This is a genomic window from Yoonia vestfoldensis, assembly GCF_002158905.1.
GTDB classification, from domain to species: domain Bacteria; phylum Pseudomonadota; class Alphaproteobacteria; order Rhodobacterales; family Rhodobacteraceae; genus Yoonia; species Yoonia vestfoldensis_B.
This window is the reverse complement of the sequence record NZ_CP021431.1, coordinates 153128-168819: the sequence shown is the minus strand read 5'-3', so window position 1 is coordinate 168819 and position 15692 is coordinate 153128. Positions and strand designations below refer to the sequence as shown.

The window sequence follows — 15692 nt, the reverse complement described above, 5'->3', positions numbered from 1 at the left end:
TCGACAGCTAATACCTGCGCGCCGCCCTGACCAGTCCCGGCGCTGTTCACAGGCGCAGGTCTGGTCCGGCAAGCACGCACGATTGCTAATAGTCCCGCTCAAAGAAAATCCCGATACCGGTGTCACCTTCCTCGTCAACGCCGCCCTTGGCCACGATTTCATCGGTGATATCGAGGTTAAGATTGATCTCGGTGCCACCATCGCTGCTGATGGTGACATCGGTATAGACGTTTTCGGACAGATAGCGCCCGACGCGCAGGGCGGCATTGCCTTGCTCGTCGGTGGTGACGTCGAAATCATCCAGCCCCAGGCTCTGGCGCAGCTGGTCAACCGCGCCGCCACCGCCGCCCGCCAGCGTGCTGATCGCCCCCGCCAGCTGCACCGCCTGCAAGGGGCTGATGCTTTGCAGATCGCGGCCGAAAATCAGCTGCGCCAGTATTTCATCCTGCGGCAGGTCGGGCACGGATTCAAAACTGACCTGCGGTTCACTGGCGGGGCCTTCAATGACGATGCTGACCTGGGTCCCAGTCGCGCTGGTGGTCGAGGCGACCAGCCGGATATAGGGTTCAAATTCCCCCTGTAGCGACGCGCTGCCTTCGGTCAGCTCAAAGCGCTGTTGCAAGATGTCGATCCGCCCGCGCAACAGATCGAACCGTCCGACGGGGATCACCTCGGCGCTGGTCCCACCGATGGTCAGCCGGCCGCCCAGTTCAGCATCCAGCCCACGACCGCGGATGAAAATCCGCGACGGCGCGTCAATCACGATATTAAGCGGAAAGGCGCGCCGCGTGCCGGTGCCGGTGCCATTGGCCTGCGCCCCGCTTGGCAACTGGCCCGCGCGGGCCAGCGTGGTCACAGCTGCGCGGTCAGGCTGCAAATGGACAACCTCGGGCAAGGCGCCCAGCGTGCTGATCGTCGAGGACGGCACTTGCACATCGGTCTGGCCCAGCGCCAGCTGTCCGTCGATCCGCGCGCCCCCCCGCAACGGGCCTTGCAGGGTAATCATGCCCGCGACACTGGTCCGGTATAGCTGCGGGTCTTGCAAAACGACATCATTCAGGCGGATGGTCAGATCGGCCTGATTGCCCTCGCCCAGCCCGACAGGGCCGGTGATCGCCAGATTGCCGCCGCCCTCGACGCCAGAGCGCAGATCAACACGCGCTGTCCCGTTATCCAGCCGCACCGCCCCCGTGATCGCGCTTAATGCCTGCCCCAGCGTCGGCGCGGCAAGGCGACCATTGGCAAAGGTGATCTGCCCGCTGAACGCATCAAGCCCCGGTGGCCCCTCTGCGCGCAGGTCGAAATTGGCGGTCCCGCTTAACCGGCGCGGCTCGATCGCGGTATTGACCAGCGCCAAGGGGGCCGCGCCCGTGATCGCCAGTGACAGCGCACCCGATTGCGCGACTGTGCCCTGCACCTGCGCGGTCAGCCCGCCGGGTCCGGTGCCGGTGGCATCCACACCCCAATTGCCCGCCGCATCCAGCGATGCGCTGCCGGTGGCGCGCACCGGCCCGCTGATCTGGTCGGTCAACAGGCCCACGTCGCGCAAACTGGCGTTGAACCGGCCCTGCCGGAACCCCGCATTGCTGTTCAACGCGCCGACAAAGGACACTTGCGGCGTCGAGATCTCAAGCGTGCGCACCTCTAGCACGCCATCGGCCCGGCCGATATCGGCGGTGATCCGGCCGGTTCCGGCCAAAAGCGCATCCGCCGTCGGATTGCCGATGGCCAGATCTTCGCTGCGCAGACTGACCTGCGCATCAAATGCGCTCAGGTCAGGCACCACGCGGCCCTCTGCGCTCAGGTCAATACTGCCCCGCAAGGGCCGCCCGGCCAGCCCGGCATAGGCGGCAAGATCGGCCACCTGCGCCGTCAGCGCGCCGGTGGTGACGAAATCGGCGGCGCGACCAGCCACAACCGCATCAAAGCGCAGGGCGGTATCAGGCCCCGCGATCTGCAACAGCGCCGCCGTTTGCCCGTCAGCGGTCGGCGCGGCGTCAAGCGTCAGGGCCAGCGGCCCTTGCAGCGCAGGATCGATCAGCTGGGCATCCGCGATCTGCAGCGCAAGATCGGCCGTCATCGGCCCGTCCCGCCGCACATCTGCCGCGCCGCGCAGGGTCATGGCCGGGGTCTGCACCGAAAGATCCGAAATCTGCAGCGCATCATCCGCAGGGCGCACGATCTGGGCGGCGATCTCGCCCGTTCCCGCCAAAAGCGGGTCAAGCCGCGTGACCCCGGTGATCAGGTCATCTGTGTCGCCGCGCAGATCCAACGTGAAACGCGATCCATCATCCAGCACGAAACCTTCAACATGCACCGCCGCTGCCCCCGCCAGCGGGCGCCCCGCGACACCGGCATAAAGCGACAGATCGCTGACATCGGCGGCAAGCGCGATATCCAGTCTTTGCCTCTCATCAGCCAGCGGCGCAACCGTGCCGGTCATCCGGTAGGTTGCAGCAGGCGCATCACCCGCCAGCGTGAACGCGATCTGGTCATCCGCCGACAGCGTCACCCGCCCCTTTGTCGAGGCCGCGCCGGACAGTTCAGGCAGCACGACCGACAGATCCCGCAGCCGCGCGGTGACATCCGCCACCGATCCGGCACTGGTCGCGGTGGCGCTGGCGGTGATCTCTGCCGCGTCAGTTGCCACGCGCAGATCTTGCAGCCGTGTCCCGTCACGATCGCGCACCAGCGTGGCCGCGATGCTGCCATTGCCGGCCAGCACCGCATCGGCCTGCGCCACCCCGATGCGCAGATCCTCGGTGCTGCCTGTCAGGCCGATGCGGAACAGCCCGTCCAGCGGGGTCAGATCGGCGGCGATATCGAAACGGGCGCTGCCGCCCAGATCCTGACCCAGCAGCGTGGCAAAGCGGTCAAGCCCGGCCACCTGCAAGGCGATGGCAGCCTCGGTCTGAAAACCCTGGCCCGCGCCTGCGATTTCGGCCTCGGCCGACAGATCGATACCCGCCCCTGCCAGCGACAGGCGGGTGATGTTCATCGGGCGCCCTTCGATCCGTTCCAGCGCCAGCGCGCCTTGCACCGCATCACCCAGGGCCTGCGCCGCCGCGCTATCGTCAAAGGCAAGGCGCTGCGCGCCATAGGTCAGATCGGCGGTGACCCGCCCCTCCAGATCGCCCTCGCCGGATTGCAGGATACCACCCCCCTGCAGGCCCAGCCGTGCAATCGACAGGCCCGGCCGTGCCAGCCCGTTGATCGTCATATCCAGGGTCCAGGCGTCGGATATGGCCGCGTCATAGGCCAATTCCAGCGTGACACCATCGACAAAGCTGCGCGGCCCCGGCAGCGGCAACAGCACAGCCTCGCCCGCAGCAGGGGTGATGCCGCCGGTGATATTGATCACCTCTGGCCAGCCCTGCGCCCCGATCCGCATGCTGCCGGACAGGCGCGCGCGGCCTGCATCCAGCGTGATCTGCGGGATATCGATGCGGCCGTCGGCAGCCCGGTTGAACGCCACCCGCACCTGCGCGTCACTGCCAAAGAAATCACGGTATTCCGGCGCGAAAAGCGCGGAAATGTCCCCCCCGGCATCCAGCCGCACTTGCTGGCGGCCATCATCCTGCGTCGCCAGGCGGAAATCCCCCGCCAGACGGTCCTGGCCATCCGTCGCCAGCGCCAGGCTTGCGCCAAAATCATCCAGCGGCCCCGCGCCCTGCACCGTCAGCGCGACCGAGGGCCGCCCCGGCAAATCAAGCAGGCGCGCCGCGATCCCGTCGGGGCCTTCGTTCAGGTCCAGCAAAAGCGACAGGATATCGGTTTCATTGGAATAGCTGCCCGCGATCTGGAACGCACCTTGCTTGCCCTCCAGCCGGGTCGCCAGAATATCCGCACTGCCTTCGCCGCCCGCCAGCTGCGCCGATCCTTGCAGGCTGGCGACAACAGGTTCGCCCAGAAAGACCTCGGCGATCTCGATCCGGGCGATGTCCAGCACGTCAATCGACAGGCTGACCGGCAAGTCCGGCAGGGCAAAGGGCTGCGCCTCGGGCGAGGGGCCAGTGTCACCGCCCAGCGGCGCGCGCGACAGGATCACGCGGCCCGCGCGCAATTGCTGCACGCTGATCGCGCCGCGCAACAGCGATGCGCGGTTCCATTGCAAAACCAGATCCTCAAGCGTCAGCCAGATACCTTCGGCATCGGCAATGGTCATCTGCGCGATCCGCGCCTCGGAACTGAGCGCGCCTTCGAAACCGGTGATCGTGACATTACGATCCGCGCCTGACAGGTTGTCCTCGATCAGGCGGGTCAGATAGCCGCGGTCATCCTGCGCGGTCTGTGCGACCAAGGACACAGGCAGGACCAGCAGCAGCAAGATCAGGCAAAGATGCTTCAAAACGCTTGTCCTATGCCGATATAGACCTGCACGCTGTCGCCCGCATCATCGCCGCTGGCGGGTGTGCCGATATCCAGCCGGATTGGGCCGATGCCGGTCTTGTAGCGCAGACCAACGCCTGCACCCGCATGCCAATCGCCAGTTTCGCCAGGGATGGCGGTCTCTCCGACAAAACCGGTATCGTAGAACCCGACCAGCGCGATCTTGTCGCGGATCGCATAGCGCGCCTCTAGCTGTGCGGCCAGAAATGACGCCCCGCCGCTTGTGACGGTTTGCCCGCCGACCTGCCGCTGCACGCCCAGCGATTGATAGGGCTGCCCGCGCACGGTGCCGCCCCCGCCCGAGAAATAGAGAAAATCCGCCGGGGCCTCGGCTATTGGCGCCCCCAGCAGGCTGCCGACAAGGCCGCGCGCGGCAAGGGTAAAGCCGTCATCAGCACCAAAAGACCGATAGACCCGCGCGTCGCCATAAAACCGCGCGCCGTCAAGATCGCGGTCAAAACTGGCAAAAGGCGTCACGCGCGCGTCAAGGTAATAGCCCGCGCTGGCGTCAGAGGGCGCATCGCGCCGGTCAAGCGTGGCGCGCAGCGGCAGGGTCAGCAAAGTGTAATCGCGTTTCCCCAGATCGGTGTCTTCACGCGCGGTCAGCACGCCGATCCCGCCCTGCAGGGTCAGATCATCGCGCAGATACCAGGTCAGGCCAGTCTCAACCTCGACCGCATCGATCAGGAAAGTGTCTTCATCCTGCCGCGAGGCTTCGGCGTTGATAAAGAAATCGGTATCAGGGCCGAATGTCGCGGGGCGGCCAAAGCTGCCGCGCAGCGCGTAATCCATACCTTCCGCATCGGCATTGATCTGCGACACGACCGCTTCGACGCGCAACCGTTCGGCCCCGCCCAGCAGATTGCGATGCAGCCAAAAGCTGGACACCGTCACCCCTTCGACCGACGACAGCTCCAGACCAAAGCCGATCCGCCGCCTTTTGGCCTCGTCCAACTGCGCGCGCAATCCGATCGTATCGCCCGGGCCAGCCTGATCGGCGGTGATCAACGATACGCTGTTGAACGTCCCTGTCCGGCGCAGACGCGCCTGCGCCTGATCCACGGCGGCGGGGGAATAGATCGCACCTTCGGGCAGCCCCGCGATGGCGCGCACCCGTTCGCTGCGCACCCGCCGGTTGCCCGAAACCTCCAACGCGCTGAACCGCAGCTGCGGTCCGGGATCAAGCCCGATGGTCACATCAAGCTTTGCATCCGGGTGTCGGGCGATGATCTGCTGGCTGTCCAGCTGCGCCAGCGGATAGCCCAGATCGCGCCAGCTGCGCAAAAATTGCTGCGCCGCCGCGCGTATCACCCCCGACCGGGCCTGCACGCGCGGGCCAAGATCGGCGGGGATATCAGCAGCGGGCGGCAAAGGCGCAATGGCGACCTCGCCAAAGGTGAATGGGACACCTGCGTCAACAGTGATCACGATCTCGCCAATGCTGGCGGGGGCAGCCAAAGGCGCAAGGTTCGCAGCCTCGGCCCCGTCAATCGTGATCGAGATCGTGCCGCCATAATATCCTTCGGCATAAAGCGCTGTCAGCAGGCGGCGGTAATCCGCGCGCGCGGCGGCGATATAATCCTGCGGCACCGCGGTCTCGTCCAGCGCGCGCAACAGCGAGGCGCGGTTCAACGCCTCGCGCGCGGTGGTCGCGATCAGGCGGATATCCTGCGCAATGGCCCCGCTCGCGCCAAGAACAAGGGCAATTGCTATCCAGAGCTTGCTTTTCACGCAGCGCCTTTCTCAAAGCTTTGGTCGCCTCTGACGATAGACCTAGCCCAATGGGTCCGGCTTGACCAATCCCCCAAGCAAACGTCCGCTGCGCCGATTGGTTCCGGCACCGCCTAGCCCCGGGCGAAAGGGTCGGTGGGATAGCGCACCCCTGCCAGATACAGCCCCTGCGGCGGACAGACCGGCCCGCAGGCGGCACGGTCCCGCCCAGCCAAGGCAAGGGCCACATCACCCGGCTGCCAAGCCCCCGCGCCGACCCGTTCCAGCGTGCCGACAAAGCTGCGGACCTGATTATGCAGGAACGACCGCGCGCGCACATGAAACCTGTATTCGGTGCCCACAGGGCGCGGCACGACCTCGATACGCAATTCATCCAGCGTCTTGACCGGGCTTTTCGCCTGACAGATCGACGACCGGAACGTCGTGAAATCATGTTGGCCCAGCAGGTGATCCGCCCCCGCCTGCATCGCCTCTGCGTCCAGATCGTGATTGACCCGCCACATCTGCCCCGCCTCGGACGTCAGCGGCGCGCGCCGCGATATCAGCCGGAACAGATAGCGCCGTTCCACCGCATCGAACCGCGCATGCCAATCATCAGCAACGACCGCGCAATCAAGGATCGCGACCGGATCGGGCTTGAGATGGTAATTCAACGCCTCGGACAGACGAAACGGGTCCCAGTCGCGCGCCAGATCGCAATGCGCGACCTGCCCTGTCGCATGAACCCCCGCATCGGTGCGCCCTGCGGCGGCGATTGTATGGGGGCCGGGTTCGAGTTTGGCCAAAGCCGCCTCGATCGCGCCTTGCACGGATGGCAGGCTGGTCTGCCGCTGCCATCCCGCAAACGGCGCGCCGTGATATTCAACAAGAAGGGCATAACGCGGCATAGGTCCCCGATTAGGCGAGCCGGTGCGCAAAATCAATCCCTACACATCCGCGCATGCCATGCTTATCTGTTTGCGAACGAGGAAAGGGCCGGTCTTGGGTATCGCCGCAATCGCCGATCAGATCACACGGGGCGTCGAAGGTGTGACCAGCACGCTCAGCGCGCCTTTCACCGAACCGGTGATCCGGCTGGGTGTCACTGGCCTGTCGCGGGCCGGCAAGACCGTGTTCATCACCTCGCTGGTCGCCAATCTGATGGATCGCGGGCGGATGCCGCAGCTGACCGCCGCCGCCAATGGTGCGATCAAGACTGCCTTTCTGCAACCGCAGCCCGATGATACATTGCCGCGCTTTGCCTATGAAACGCATCTCGCCCGTCTGACCGCGCCGGACCCCAGCTGGCCCGAAGGCACACGCCAGATCAGCGAATTGCGCCTGTCGCTGCGGGTGCAGCCGGGTGGATTACTGGCGGGGCTGTCAGGGCCGCGTGTGGTGCATCTCGATATCGTGGATTATCCGGGCGAATGGCTGCTGGACCTTGGCTTGCTGGATCTGAGCTATGCGCAATGGTCCAAGGCAGCACTGGACCGCGCCAAGGGCCGCCCCGGCGGTGATGCCTATCTGGCGCTGGCGGGGCAGACCGATGGCAATGCGGCTTTGGCAGAACCGCAGGCCGCTGAACTTGCCGCTGCCTTTACAGCGCATCTGAATGCCGCGCGCGCGGCGGGATTTTCCGATTGCACGCCGGGGCGGTTCCTGTTGCCCGGTGATCTGGCCGGATCGCCCGTGCTGACCTTTGCCCCGCTGCCGGGCGACGGTTTCGCGCGCAAATCCCTGGGGCGCGAAATGGCGCGGCGGTTTGACAGCTATAAAGCCAATATCGTGCGCCCCTTCTTTCGCGACCATTTCGCGAAAATCGACCGGCAGATCGTGCTGGTCGATGTGCTGGGCGCGATCCATGCGGGGCCTGCCGCGCTGGAGGATCTGCGCCGCGCGATGGCGGCTGTCCTGTCGGCCTTCAAACCGGGGCGGAATGCCTTTCTGACGCGGATCTTCAAAGGGCGGCGGGTGGAAAAGATCCTTTTCGCCGCGACCAAGGCCGATCATCTGCACCATTCCCAGCATCCGCAATTGACCGCGATCACGCAGGCCCTGCTGCGCGATGCGCGCGACCGTGCGGATTTTGCGGGCGCGCAGACCGCCGCGATGGCGATTGCCGCCCTGCGCACCACGGTCGAGGATACCGTCGATCATGCGGATGGCCGCCTTGATGTCGTGCGCGGCCGGTTGCTGGAGGGCGGCAAGCAGGCAGCGTTCTATCCCGGCAAACTGCCCGATGATCCCGCGCATCTGCTGGCCCCCGCACGCGAAGGCGCGGGTAAATGGCTCGATGCCGATTATAGCGTGATGAATTTCGCGCCTGCCCGGCTGACCCTGCGCCCCGGTGACGGGCCGCCGCATATCCGGCTGGACCGGGCCGCGCAATTCCTGCTGGGCGACAGGCTATGACCCGCAAACCGGTTCTGATTGATCTTGACGGGCAGGACATGGCCCGCCCCGACACCGCCCCCGCTGTCCCCGACGCAGTGCAGGGCGCCGCGATGCAACGCCTTGCCGTGGTCGCCAGCCGCCCGCCATCGCCGCTGGCGCGCTGGTTCTGGGGCCTTGCCCTGCTGCTGGCAGGCTTTGTCGTGTCGCTGGCGGCGTGGGATTACGTCACCGGATTGCTGGCGCGCGCGCCGGTGCTGGGCGGGATCGCGACCGTCCTGATCGGGCTTTTGCTGTTGGTGCTGGTCATCATCGGGCTGCGTGAATTATCGGCCTTTAGCCGCTTGCGCAAATTGGACGCCCTGCAGATCAGCGCGCGGGATGCGCTGGTCAGCAATGACCTTCACAGCGCGCGGCAGGTGATCGGCGCGCTGGACCAGCTTTATGCCGGGCGTGACGACACCGCTTGGGGCAAGGCAGAACTGGCGCAAAGGCAGGGCGATATGCTGGATGCCGATGCGCTGCTGGGGCTGGCGGAAACCACGCTGCTGCACCCTTTGGACCAGCGCGCCCTGCGCGAGGTGGAAGGCGCGGCCCGCCAAGTCGCGATGGTCACGGCCTTTGTGCCGCTGGCGCTGGCCGATCTGATCACCGCGCTGAGCGCGAATTTGCGGATGATCCGGCGGATCGCGGAAATCTATGGCGGGCGCTCGGGCACATTGGGCAGCTGGCGGCTGACGCGCGGGGTGTTGACACATCTGCTGGCGACAGGGGCCCTGGCGGTGGGGGATGATCTGATCGGCACCATCGCAGGGGGCGGGCTGCTGGCCAAAGTGTCGCGGCGGTTCGGCGAAGGCGTGGTCAACGGCGCATTGACCGCCCGTGTCGGGGTCGCGGCGATCGAGGTCTGCCGCCCACTGCCGTTTCACGCCAGCCCGCGCCCATCCGTTACCGCCTTGGTGCGCCGCGCGCTGACAGGCTTGTTCAGCCCCGCCTAGCGCAAACGTGGGGCAGGGCCAACCGGCACCGGCCCGACCAGCGCGACCCCGTCCTGAAACGTCAGGGGCAGGTTCAGCACGCCTTCGCCATCCACCATGAAGCCCGCAAACCGGGTGACGGTCTGGGCCAGCCCCGCGTCAATGACGCCAGAGGCAATCAACAGATCAATGACGGTTTGCCATTGCCGCGTGCGCAGCATGATCACCCCCGTGGGCATACCGGCCGCATCCACCGCGATATCGCCCGACATCTGCACGGTGACCGGCCCCCAGTCGATTTGCAGATCATCCAGCGCGATATGGTCCAGATCCGGCAGCTGCCCTTGCAGATTACGATCAAGCGGGCGGGCAAGGGTGAGGCGGGCCGCACCGCGCAGAGCGTCCAATTGCGGGCCAAGCTGGCCTTGCGGGTCGATCTGGTCGCGCATCAAGGCGGGAAAGGTGATGGCCTCGGCGGTCAGCGTGGCATCATAGATCGTCTCTTGATCCGGGGCCAGCGCAAGGGTCATGACCAATGCGCGCAGCCCCATTTGCCAACCGGCCTGCGACACGATTTCGGACCGGTCCATCCGCAGGCTGGCGCGATCAAAGGGCAGCCGTGTCGTGGGGCGCAGCGCGGCTGCGATCTGCCATGCCGCGCTGGTGATCTGCAAGGATTGGCCCGCGATGCGCAGATCCTGTTCCGGCGGCAAAGTGACATTGACCGCCAGCGGGCGCAGGCTATCGGCCTGCAGTTCTAGCCCCGTGCCCTGCCATGCCCATGCAGCATGGGTCAGCTGCAGATCGCCAAGCCTTGTCTCGAACCTTGCGGGGAAACCGGTTGTCGCGACAGAGCCGACCTGCATATCGACACCTTGCGCCGCCAAAAGGCGGGCCGCCCTGTCGGGTGCGGCTTGCAGCAGCTGCGATCCGGCAAACCAGTAACCGCCGAAAAGCAGCACGGCCAGGATCAGGATCTTGGTCAGGCGGGGCATGGGCGGTCTCCGTTTTGGCGCATTGTCCTGGTCGGGACATGCAAGGGGAAAACGCCCGCTTGTCAACCCTGCGGCTGGACGCTGTGCAGCCGGAACGCCGCACGCAGCCCATGCAAATTCACAGAGCGATCCAGCACCAGCGCGCTGCCATAGGCCTGCAACAGATCCGCCGCGATCGACAGGCCAAGGCCGGTCCCCGGTTTGGCATTGTCCAACCGCTGGCCACTGCCCATCGCAAGCGCGATCTGGTCCGCCGGAATCCCCGGCCCGTCATCTTCCAGCGTGATGACCACGCCATCCGCCTGCGGGCTGGCCGTCAAACGGATCGTGCTGTCAGCCCATTTCAGCGCATTGTCCAGCAGGTTGCCCAGCACTTCATCCAGATCGGTCGGGTCGATCCGCAGCCGCTGGCCGGGTGGATAATGCGCGGTCAGCGTCAGGCCGCGCTGCGCCGCCATATCGGTGAAAGCACAGACCATCCGACCCAAGGACCGGTCCATCTCGGTGACGGCGGGCAAGGCGGCGATGCCGGTCTGCGCGCGCATCCGGCCAAAGGCCCGTTTCAGCTGGGCATCCAGACGGTCCAGCGCGGCAATCGCCGCATCCACAGGCTGGCCCTGACGCGCCAGCGCGTCCAGTTCGTTGCGCATGATCGCGGCGGGGGTCTTGATCGCATGACCAAGATCGGCCGCCTGTTTGCGCGATTGCTGCACGATCTCGCGGTTGCGGGTCAGAAGCGTGTCGATATCATAGACCAGCGGGGCGACTTCCTCTGGGTATTTGCCGTGGTCCATGCCACCCTCGCTGGTCCAGCGTTGCTGCACATCGCGGCGCAGCTTTTCGATGGGGCGCAGCGCGACGGTGACCTGCAACAAGGCGCCGACGACACCGATCACCACGACGAAGGTAAAGGCCGTCAGCATGATTTCACGCAATTGGGCCAATTCTCTTTGCAGGCTGCGCAGCGATTTTGCCACCTGCACATGCCAGATATTGCCATCATCCAGCACCAGGCGGCGGGACATGCCGCGCAGCGGGTCACGCAGCGGGCCCAGCAAGCGCTCTGTCATGATCCCGTCAACGGCCATCGCAGGGCGCGGCAAGATATGATCGCCCAAAGACTGCGAGCGGAACAGCTGACCGGCTTCGTTTTCGACTTGCCAATAAAGCCCCGACATCGGGCGCAGATACATCGGATCACCCACCGCGCCCGCGATTGCCTCGGGGGTGTCGGCCACATTTTCGACGGCCGCGACCACCTGTGACAGGCGGGCCAGCAGCAATTCGTCGAACCGTTCTTCGGCGCCTTGATCAATGAAGGATTGCAGCCCGGCGAACCCCAAAGAGATTGTCACCGCCGCCCAGAGAATGCCGCCGATCACGGCCCGACCGCGCAAAGATGTCATTCGGGCGCCTTGATCATATAGCCCCGGCCCCGCACCGTATCGATCAGGCTGTCACCCAGTTTCTTGCGCAGACGGTTGATAAAGACGGCAATCGTATTGGACTCGCGCTCGCCATCATGATGATAGAGATGCTGTGACAATTCACTGCGCGACACCAACCGCCCCGCGTTATGGAAAAGATAGGCCAGGACCACCATTTCCTGCGCGGTCAGCCTGACGCTTTTTCCGGCGCGCATGACCTGATTGATACGCGAATCGAACAGGACATCACCCTGTTCGAAAACCGGGCTGGGCTGGTCGGATTTGCGCCGGATCATCGCCCGCAGCCGGGCGCAAAGTTCTGGCATGTGAAATGGCTTGGTCAGATAATCGTCAGCACCGGCATCCAGCCCATCGACCCGTTCGGTCCAGCCATCGCGCGCCGACAAGATCAGGACCGGGGCGCGCATACCAGCAGCGCGCCAGTTCCTGAGCACCTGCATCCCGTCGCGGCCGGGCAGCCCCATATCCAGCACGATCGTATCATAGGACTGCAAGAGGGCCAGACGCTCGGCGGTGATACCGTCATCGGCGATATCCACGGCATAGCCTTCGGTCACCAGAACGGTATTGATCTGCTGCGCGAGCATGGGCTCGTCTTCAACCAAGAGAATGCGCATGATTAACGTCACAATTGTAAAGCAGGTTGCAAGGCCGGTGCGGGATGCTTGCGGTCAGGACAATCGGCAAGCAGCGGATAATGTATCATTCATGATCATCTCTGCGCATGCAATCGGAACACCGGAAATTGTGAAAAATTGGTAAATGGCGGCCCCCGCCATGGCCGCCGGGGGCAGGGCTGCGATAAAATATCGCATCGCGCCGCGCGATCTTGCACACATACAAAGATCCCAGACAGCGTGGCCGACCCGCCACCCCGACGGCATGATGATGGCCGTGATCGCGATGGCAGGCTGGCCAGATTGATCAGGCGCATGATCTGCCGCCAATAGACGAAGGTGTCGTGATGTTCAATTTTGCACCTGCCATTCCGTCGCGCCGGGACTTTGAATGGTGTTCCTATCTGCGCCGGTTCGGGACCACGGGCGACGCCATGGAAAGGCTGCTGCATGATCTGGGCGTCATGGATCATTCGGGCTGGGCCGATTGGCAGCCCAGCGCGCTGACCCGCACCGGCGCGCCAACCAATGTGGTCTTTGCCAGCGGCAGGCGGGGCCTGCAAATCACCACGGAAATCGACGATCCCGGCAAACCGGCACAGGACAGGCTGGACAAAGCCTGCCGGATCATGGCCGATCTAGGTTATCCGCTGCCCCAACCGGCGCTGCGCGACGTGCTGGCGGCGGCGCAGGGTGCGGGGCCATTGATCTATGGCGCGCGGCTTGCCATCACGCAGCATGCGCAAAAGCGCGAGATGCGCCTGCTTGTCGAACTGCCCGCGGCGGCGGCGGATCTGGGCGCGCTGCTGACCCCCGCGATCAGCACCGCCCTGTCGGGGATCGGCAGGCATGATGTCAGGCTGACGCAGCTTGCCTGTGATGGCAGCACGGGCATCAGGACGTTGCACGGCACGATCAAGCGCGCGACGCTGGCGCATCTGCCCTTGCTGGCCGAGATCGCGCAGGTCTCGCCCGATCTTTTGGCGCGGGCGATTGAGGGGCTGGCCGATGCGGCACCCGGCGCGCCCTTGCCGCTGGGCGATCTGCATTTCGCGCTGGCGACCCGCCATAAGGCCGCACAGCCACCTGTGCTGACGCTCTTTCTTGGCGCGGCAGAGCTGCTGGGCTGCGATGCCAGGATCGCCCGGCGGATCAAGGCCTGCGGCGGCGCGCGGCTGCATGGATATAGTGCGCTGCTGGACGCGCTGGCGCCGCTGCATCTGCCCGGTGTCACGCATCACGGCAGGATCGGCCTGACCGCACGGCAGGGGGCCATGCCGCTGCTATCCGTTGATGTTGCCGCCCCCTGGGCCGATCCGGCGGAATAACGGGCGGGCGCGCGCAGGGCAATTGACCCGGCCCGCGCCTGTTTTAAACTGACCCCGCCACAACCCAGAGGAATGACGCAATGTTTCGACACGCCCTTGCCGCCGCCCTGCTGCTGACGGCCAGCCATGCAGCGGCGCAATGCGTCGGCACCAGCTATATCGACCTGCTGACCCAGGATCAGCTGGCGCAGCTGGATCAGGCCACCGCCGATCTGCCCTATGCCGAAGGGCTGATCTGGGATGCCACGCGAGATGGCAAGGCCATCACCCTGGTCGGCACGATGCATATCTACGACGCGCGGCTGGAACCGATCTTTGACATGATCGCGGCGGATGTGCTGGCTGCCGATGTCGTCCTGCTCGAAGCAACCCCCGACGACCAGCGCGCGCTGGAAACCATGCTGGCCGCACGGCCCGAGATGGTCATGATCACGCACGGCCCGACCCTGCCCGACCTGCTGGATGCGCAGACCTGGGCGCAGCTGTCCAAAGCGGCCAGCGACCGGGGCGTGCCGGGGTTCATGGTTGCGCAGATGCAGCCTTGGTATCTGTCGCTGCTGCTGGCCATCCCGCCCTGCGCGATGATGGATCTGGCGCAGGGGATCAGGGGGCTGGACGCCATGATCAGCGATCTGGCCAGCGCAAATGACATTCCGATGCAGGCGCTGGAACCCTATACGACCCTGTTCGAGATGTTCCAGACCGGCACAATGGAGGAACAGATCGACATGCTGCGGCTCAGCCTTGTCAGCCCCGAGATGCAACAACAGATGTTCGTCGCCATGCTGGACAGCTATTTCAGCAATCAGATCGGGCGGCTGTGGGAAATGTCGCGCCTTGCGGTGGCTGATACACCGGGGCTTGATCCCGCAACCGGTGCCGCGATCTTTGCCGAGATGGAAGACATGCTGCTGGTCCAGCGCAACCGCAACTGGATGCCCGTGATCGCACAGGCGATGGCCGACCATGACCGCGCAGTCCTTGCCTTTGGTGCGGCGCATCTGTTCGGCGATTTCGGCGTGCTGCAATTGCTGGAAAACGATGGCTGGGATCTGGCACGGCGCGACTGACCGGATCAGCCTGCCGCATCATCCAGTTCATCACCGTAATCGGCCAGCCCCTTGCGCCCTGCAGGCGTCACATCGAACACGCCGCGCGCGACCCTGTGAAACCAGCCATAGTGATTATCCGCCATGATCCGCGTGGCCTGCGGCACCTCGGCCCAGGTCTTGACCTTGGCGCCCTGTGACGGGCCATGCACTGCCAGAAACCGCGCGCAGCGCAAAGCATCCTGCCGGTAGCCGGTGATGATGCCGTGGCGCGTCGCACCGCCTGCGTTCGGATCGCCCTGCAAGCGGTCAAAAGCACGCAACAGCCGCGCGCGTTTCGGCTTTGACAACCGCGCGGCATAGGGGCCGGGATCGGCCAGCACCGTCACGAACCCGTCGCGCAAGCGCACCGTCATCACCCCGAACCCGATCCGCCGCGCCAGTTTGACATTGGCCGCCAGCGCCTTGGCCCGCCCGCCCGCAGGCACTGCGACATAGACCAGATCGGTCAGCGCCAGCCTGTCCACCGCCTGATGGAACAGCCCCAAGGTGAAGCCGCGTTTCAATTCCACGATCAGCAGATCATCGCCGCGCCGCGCCACAATATCGGCGGCCCCCACCTCGCCTTTGACATCATAGCCGCGGGCCTGAAGATAGGCTTTGACGGGCGGGTAAAGATCGGCCTCTCGCGGGGCGTTGGGGGACATGGAAGGCACCTGCACAAGTGTCATCAAAGGCTTCTATAACAAGGATTGCATGGGGTGACACTGCCTGCCGTCGCTTCT

General features: G+C 65.2%; 11 protein-coding genes. 4 read left to right on the top strand and 7 right to left on the bottom strand.

The features are described from left to right. Positions 1 to 85: 85 nt before the first annotated feature. The 3 genes from LOKVESSMR4R_RS20735 to truA form a co-directional block, all read right to left on the bottom strand. Positions 86 to 4348: a translocation/assembly module TamB domain-containing protein gene (locus LOKVESSMR4R_RS20735; protein ID WP_087205846.1), complete on the bottom strand. Its 4263-nt coding sequence runs from the start codon at positions 4346 to 4348 to the stop codon at positions 86 to 88. Beyond that, entirely contained in the window at positions 4345 to 6120 is a 1776-nt protein-coding gene (locus tag LOKVESSMR4R_RS00795) for an autotransporter assembly complex protein TamA (protein ID WP_237331872.1), read from the bottom strand. Before LOKVESSMR4R_RS00795 ends, LOKVESSMR4R_RS20735 begins: the two co-directional genes overlap by 4 nt. 113 nt (positions 6121 to 6233) lie before the next feature. Continuing rightward, the gene (gene truA / locus LOKVESSMR4R_RS00790) at positions 6234 to 7007 is read right to left on the bottom strand and encodes a tRNA pseudouridine(38-40) synthase TruA (RefSeq protein ID WP_087205844.1); all 774 of its coding nucleotides are present in this window, start codon (positions 7005 to 7007) and stop codon (positions 6234 to 6236) included. Positions 7008 to 7101: 94 nt separating this feature from the next. Between truA and LOKVESSMR4R_RS00785 the strand changes: the two genes are divergently transcribed. Both LOKVESSMR4R_RS00785 and LOKVESSMR4R_RS00780 read left to right on the top strand, forming a co-directional pair. Next, the gene (locus tag LOKVESSMR4R_RS00785) at positions 7102 to 8514 is read left to right on the top strand and encodes a YcjX family protein (RefSeq protein ID WP_087205842.1); all 1413 of its coding nucleotides are present in this window, start codon (positions 7102 to 7104) and stop codon (positions 8512 to 8514) included. Then, complete coding sequence (locus LOKVESSMR4R_RS00780) at positions 8511 to 9491, top strand: YcjF family protein (protein WP_087205840.1); 981 nt, start codon at positions 8511 to 8513, stop codon at positions 9489 to 9491. The genes LOKVESSMR4R_RS00785 and LOKVESSMR4R_RS00780 overlap by 4 nt, the downstream gene beginning before the upstream one ends. On the opposite strand, the gene LOKVESSMR4R_RS00775 is transcribed toward LOKVESSMR4R_RS00780, so the two are convergent. The 3 genes from LOKVESSMR4R_RS00775 to LOKVESSMR4R_RS00765 all read right to left on the bottom strand — a co-directional run bounded on the left by LOKVESSMR4R_RS00775 (position 9488) and on the right by LOKVESSMR4R_RS00765 (position 12530). Beyond that, a complete protein-coding gene (locus LOKVESSMR4R_RS00775) occupies positions 9488 to 10465 on the bottom strand; it encodes a DUF2125 domain-containing protein (protein ID WP_087205837.1) in 978 nt (325 codons plus the stop codon). The genes LOKVESSMR4R_RS00780 and LOKVESSMR4R_RS00775 overlap by 4 nt on opposite strands. A gap of 62 nt (positions 10466 to 10527) precedes the next feature. Continuing rightward, positions 10528 to 11871 (bottom strand): sensor histidine kinase, encoded by a 1344-nt coding sequence (locus LOKVESSMR4R_RS00770; protein WP_087205835.1) that lies wholly within the window; start codon positions 11869 to 11871, stop codon positions 10528 to 10530. Next, the gene (locus tag LOKVESSMR4R_RS00765; RefSeq protein ID WP_087205833.1) at positions 11868 to 12530 is read right to left on the bottom strand and encodes a response regulator transcription factor; all 663 of its coding nucleotides are present in this window, start codon (positions 12528 to 12530) and stop codon (positions 11868 to 11870) included. The genes LOKVESSMR4R_RS00770 and LOKVESSMR4R_RS00765 overlap by 4 nt, the downstream gene beginning before the upstream one ends. 347 nt (positions 12531 to 12877) lie before the next feature. Between LOKVESSMR4R_RS00765 and LOKVESSMR4R_RS00755 the strand changes: the two genes are divergently transcribed. Then, entirely contained in the window at positions 12878 to 13858 is a 981-nt protein-coding gene (locus LOKVESSMR4R_RS00755; RefSeq protein ID WP_087205829.1) for a hypothetical protein, read from the top strand. A gap of 80 nt (positions 13859 to 13938) precedes the next feature. Next, a complete protein-coding gene (locus LOKVESSMR4R_RS00750; RefSeq protein WP_087205828.1) occupies positions 13939 to 14928 on the top strand; it encodes a TraB/GumN family protein in 990 nt (329 codons plus the stop codon). Positions 14929 to 14933: 5 nt separating this feature from the next. Here LOKVESSMR4R_RS00750 and LOKVESSMR4R_RS00745 read toward each other — a convergent pair whose 3' ends face one another. Beyond that, on the bottom strand, positions 14934 to 15614 hold the full coding sequence (locus LOKVESSMR4R_RS00745; RefSeq protein WP_237331871.1) for a DUF2161 domain-containing phosphodiesterase: 681 nt from the start codon (positions 15612 to 15614) through the stop codon (positions 14934 to 14936). Positions 15615 to 15692 lie beyond the last annotated feature (78 nt).

What these genes read in the sequence shown, in the direction of transcription:
- truA (WP_087205844.1), bottom strand. Translation starts at nt 7,007, where the DNA reads ATGCCGCGTTATGCCCTTCTTGTTGAATATCACGGCGCGCCGTTTGCG.
- LOKVESSMR4R_RS00780 (WP_087205840.1), top strand. Translation starts at nt 8,511, where the DNA reads ATGACCCGCAAACCGGTTCTGATTGATCTTGACGGGCAGGACATGGCC.
- LOKVESSMR4R_RS00775 (WP_087205837.1), bottom strand. Translation starts at nt 10,465, where the DNA reads ATGCCCCGCCTGACCAAGATCCTGATCCTGGCCGTGCTGCTTTTCGGC.
- LOKVESSMR4R_RS00770 (WP_087205835.1), bottom strand. Translation starts at nt 11,871, where the DNA reads ATGACATCTTTGCGCGGTCGGGCCGTGATCGGCGGCATTCTCTGGGCG.
- LOKVESSMR4R_RS00765 (WP_087205833.1), bottom strand. Translation starts at nt 12,530, where the DNA reads ATGCGCATTCTCTTGGTTGAAGACGAGCCCATGCTCGCGCAGCAGATC.
- LOKVESSMR4R_RS00755 (WP_087205829.1), top strand. Translation starts at nt 12,878, where the DNA reads ATGTTCAATTTTGCACCTGCCATTCCGTCGCGCCGGGACTTTGAATGG.
- LOKVESSMR4R_RS00750 (WP_087205828.1), top strand. Translation starts at nt 13,939, where the DNA reads ATGTTTCGACACGCCCTTGCCGCCGCCCTGCTGCTGACGGCCAGCCAT.
- LOKVESSMR4R_RS00745 (WP_237331871.1), bottom strand. Translation starts at nt 15,614, where the DNA reads ATGTCCCCCAACGCCCCGCGAGAGGCCGATCTTTACCCGCCCGTCAAA.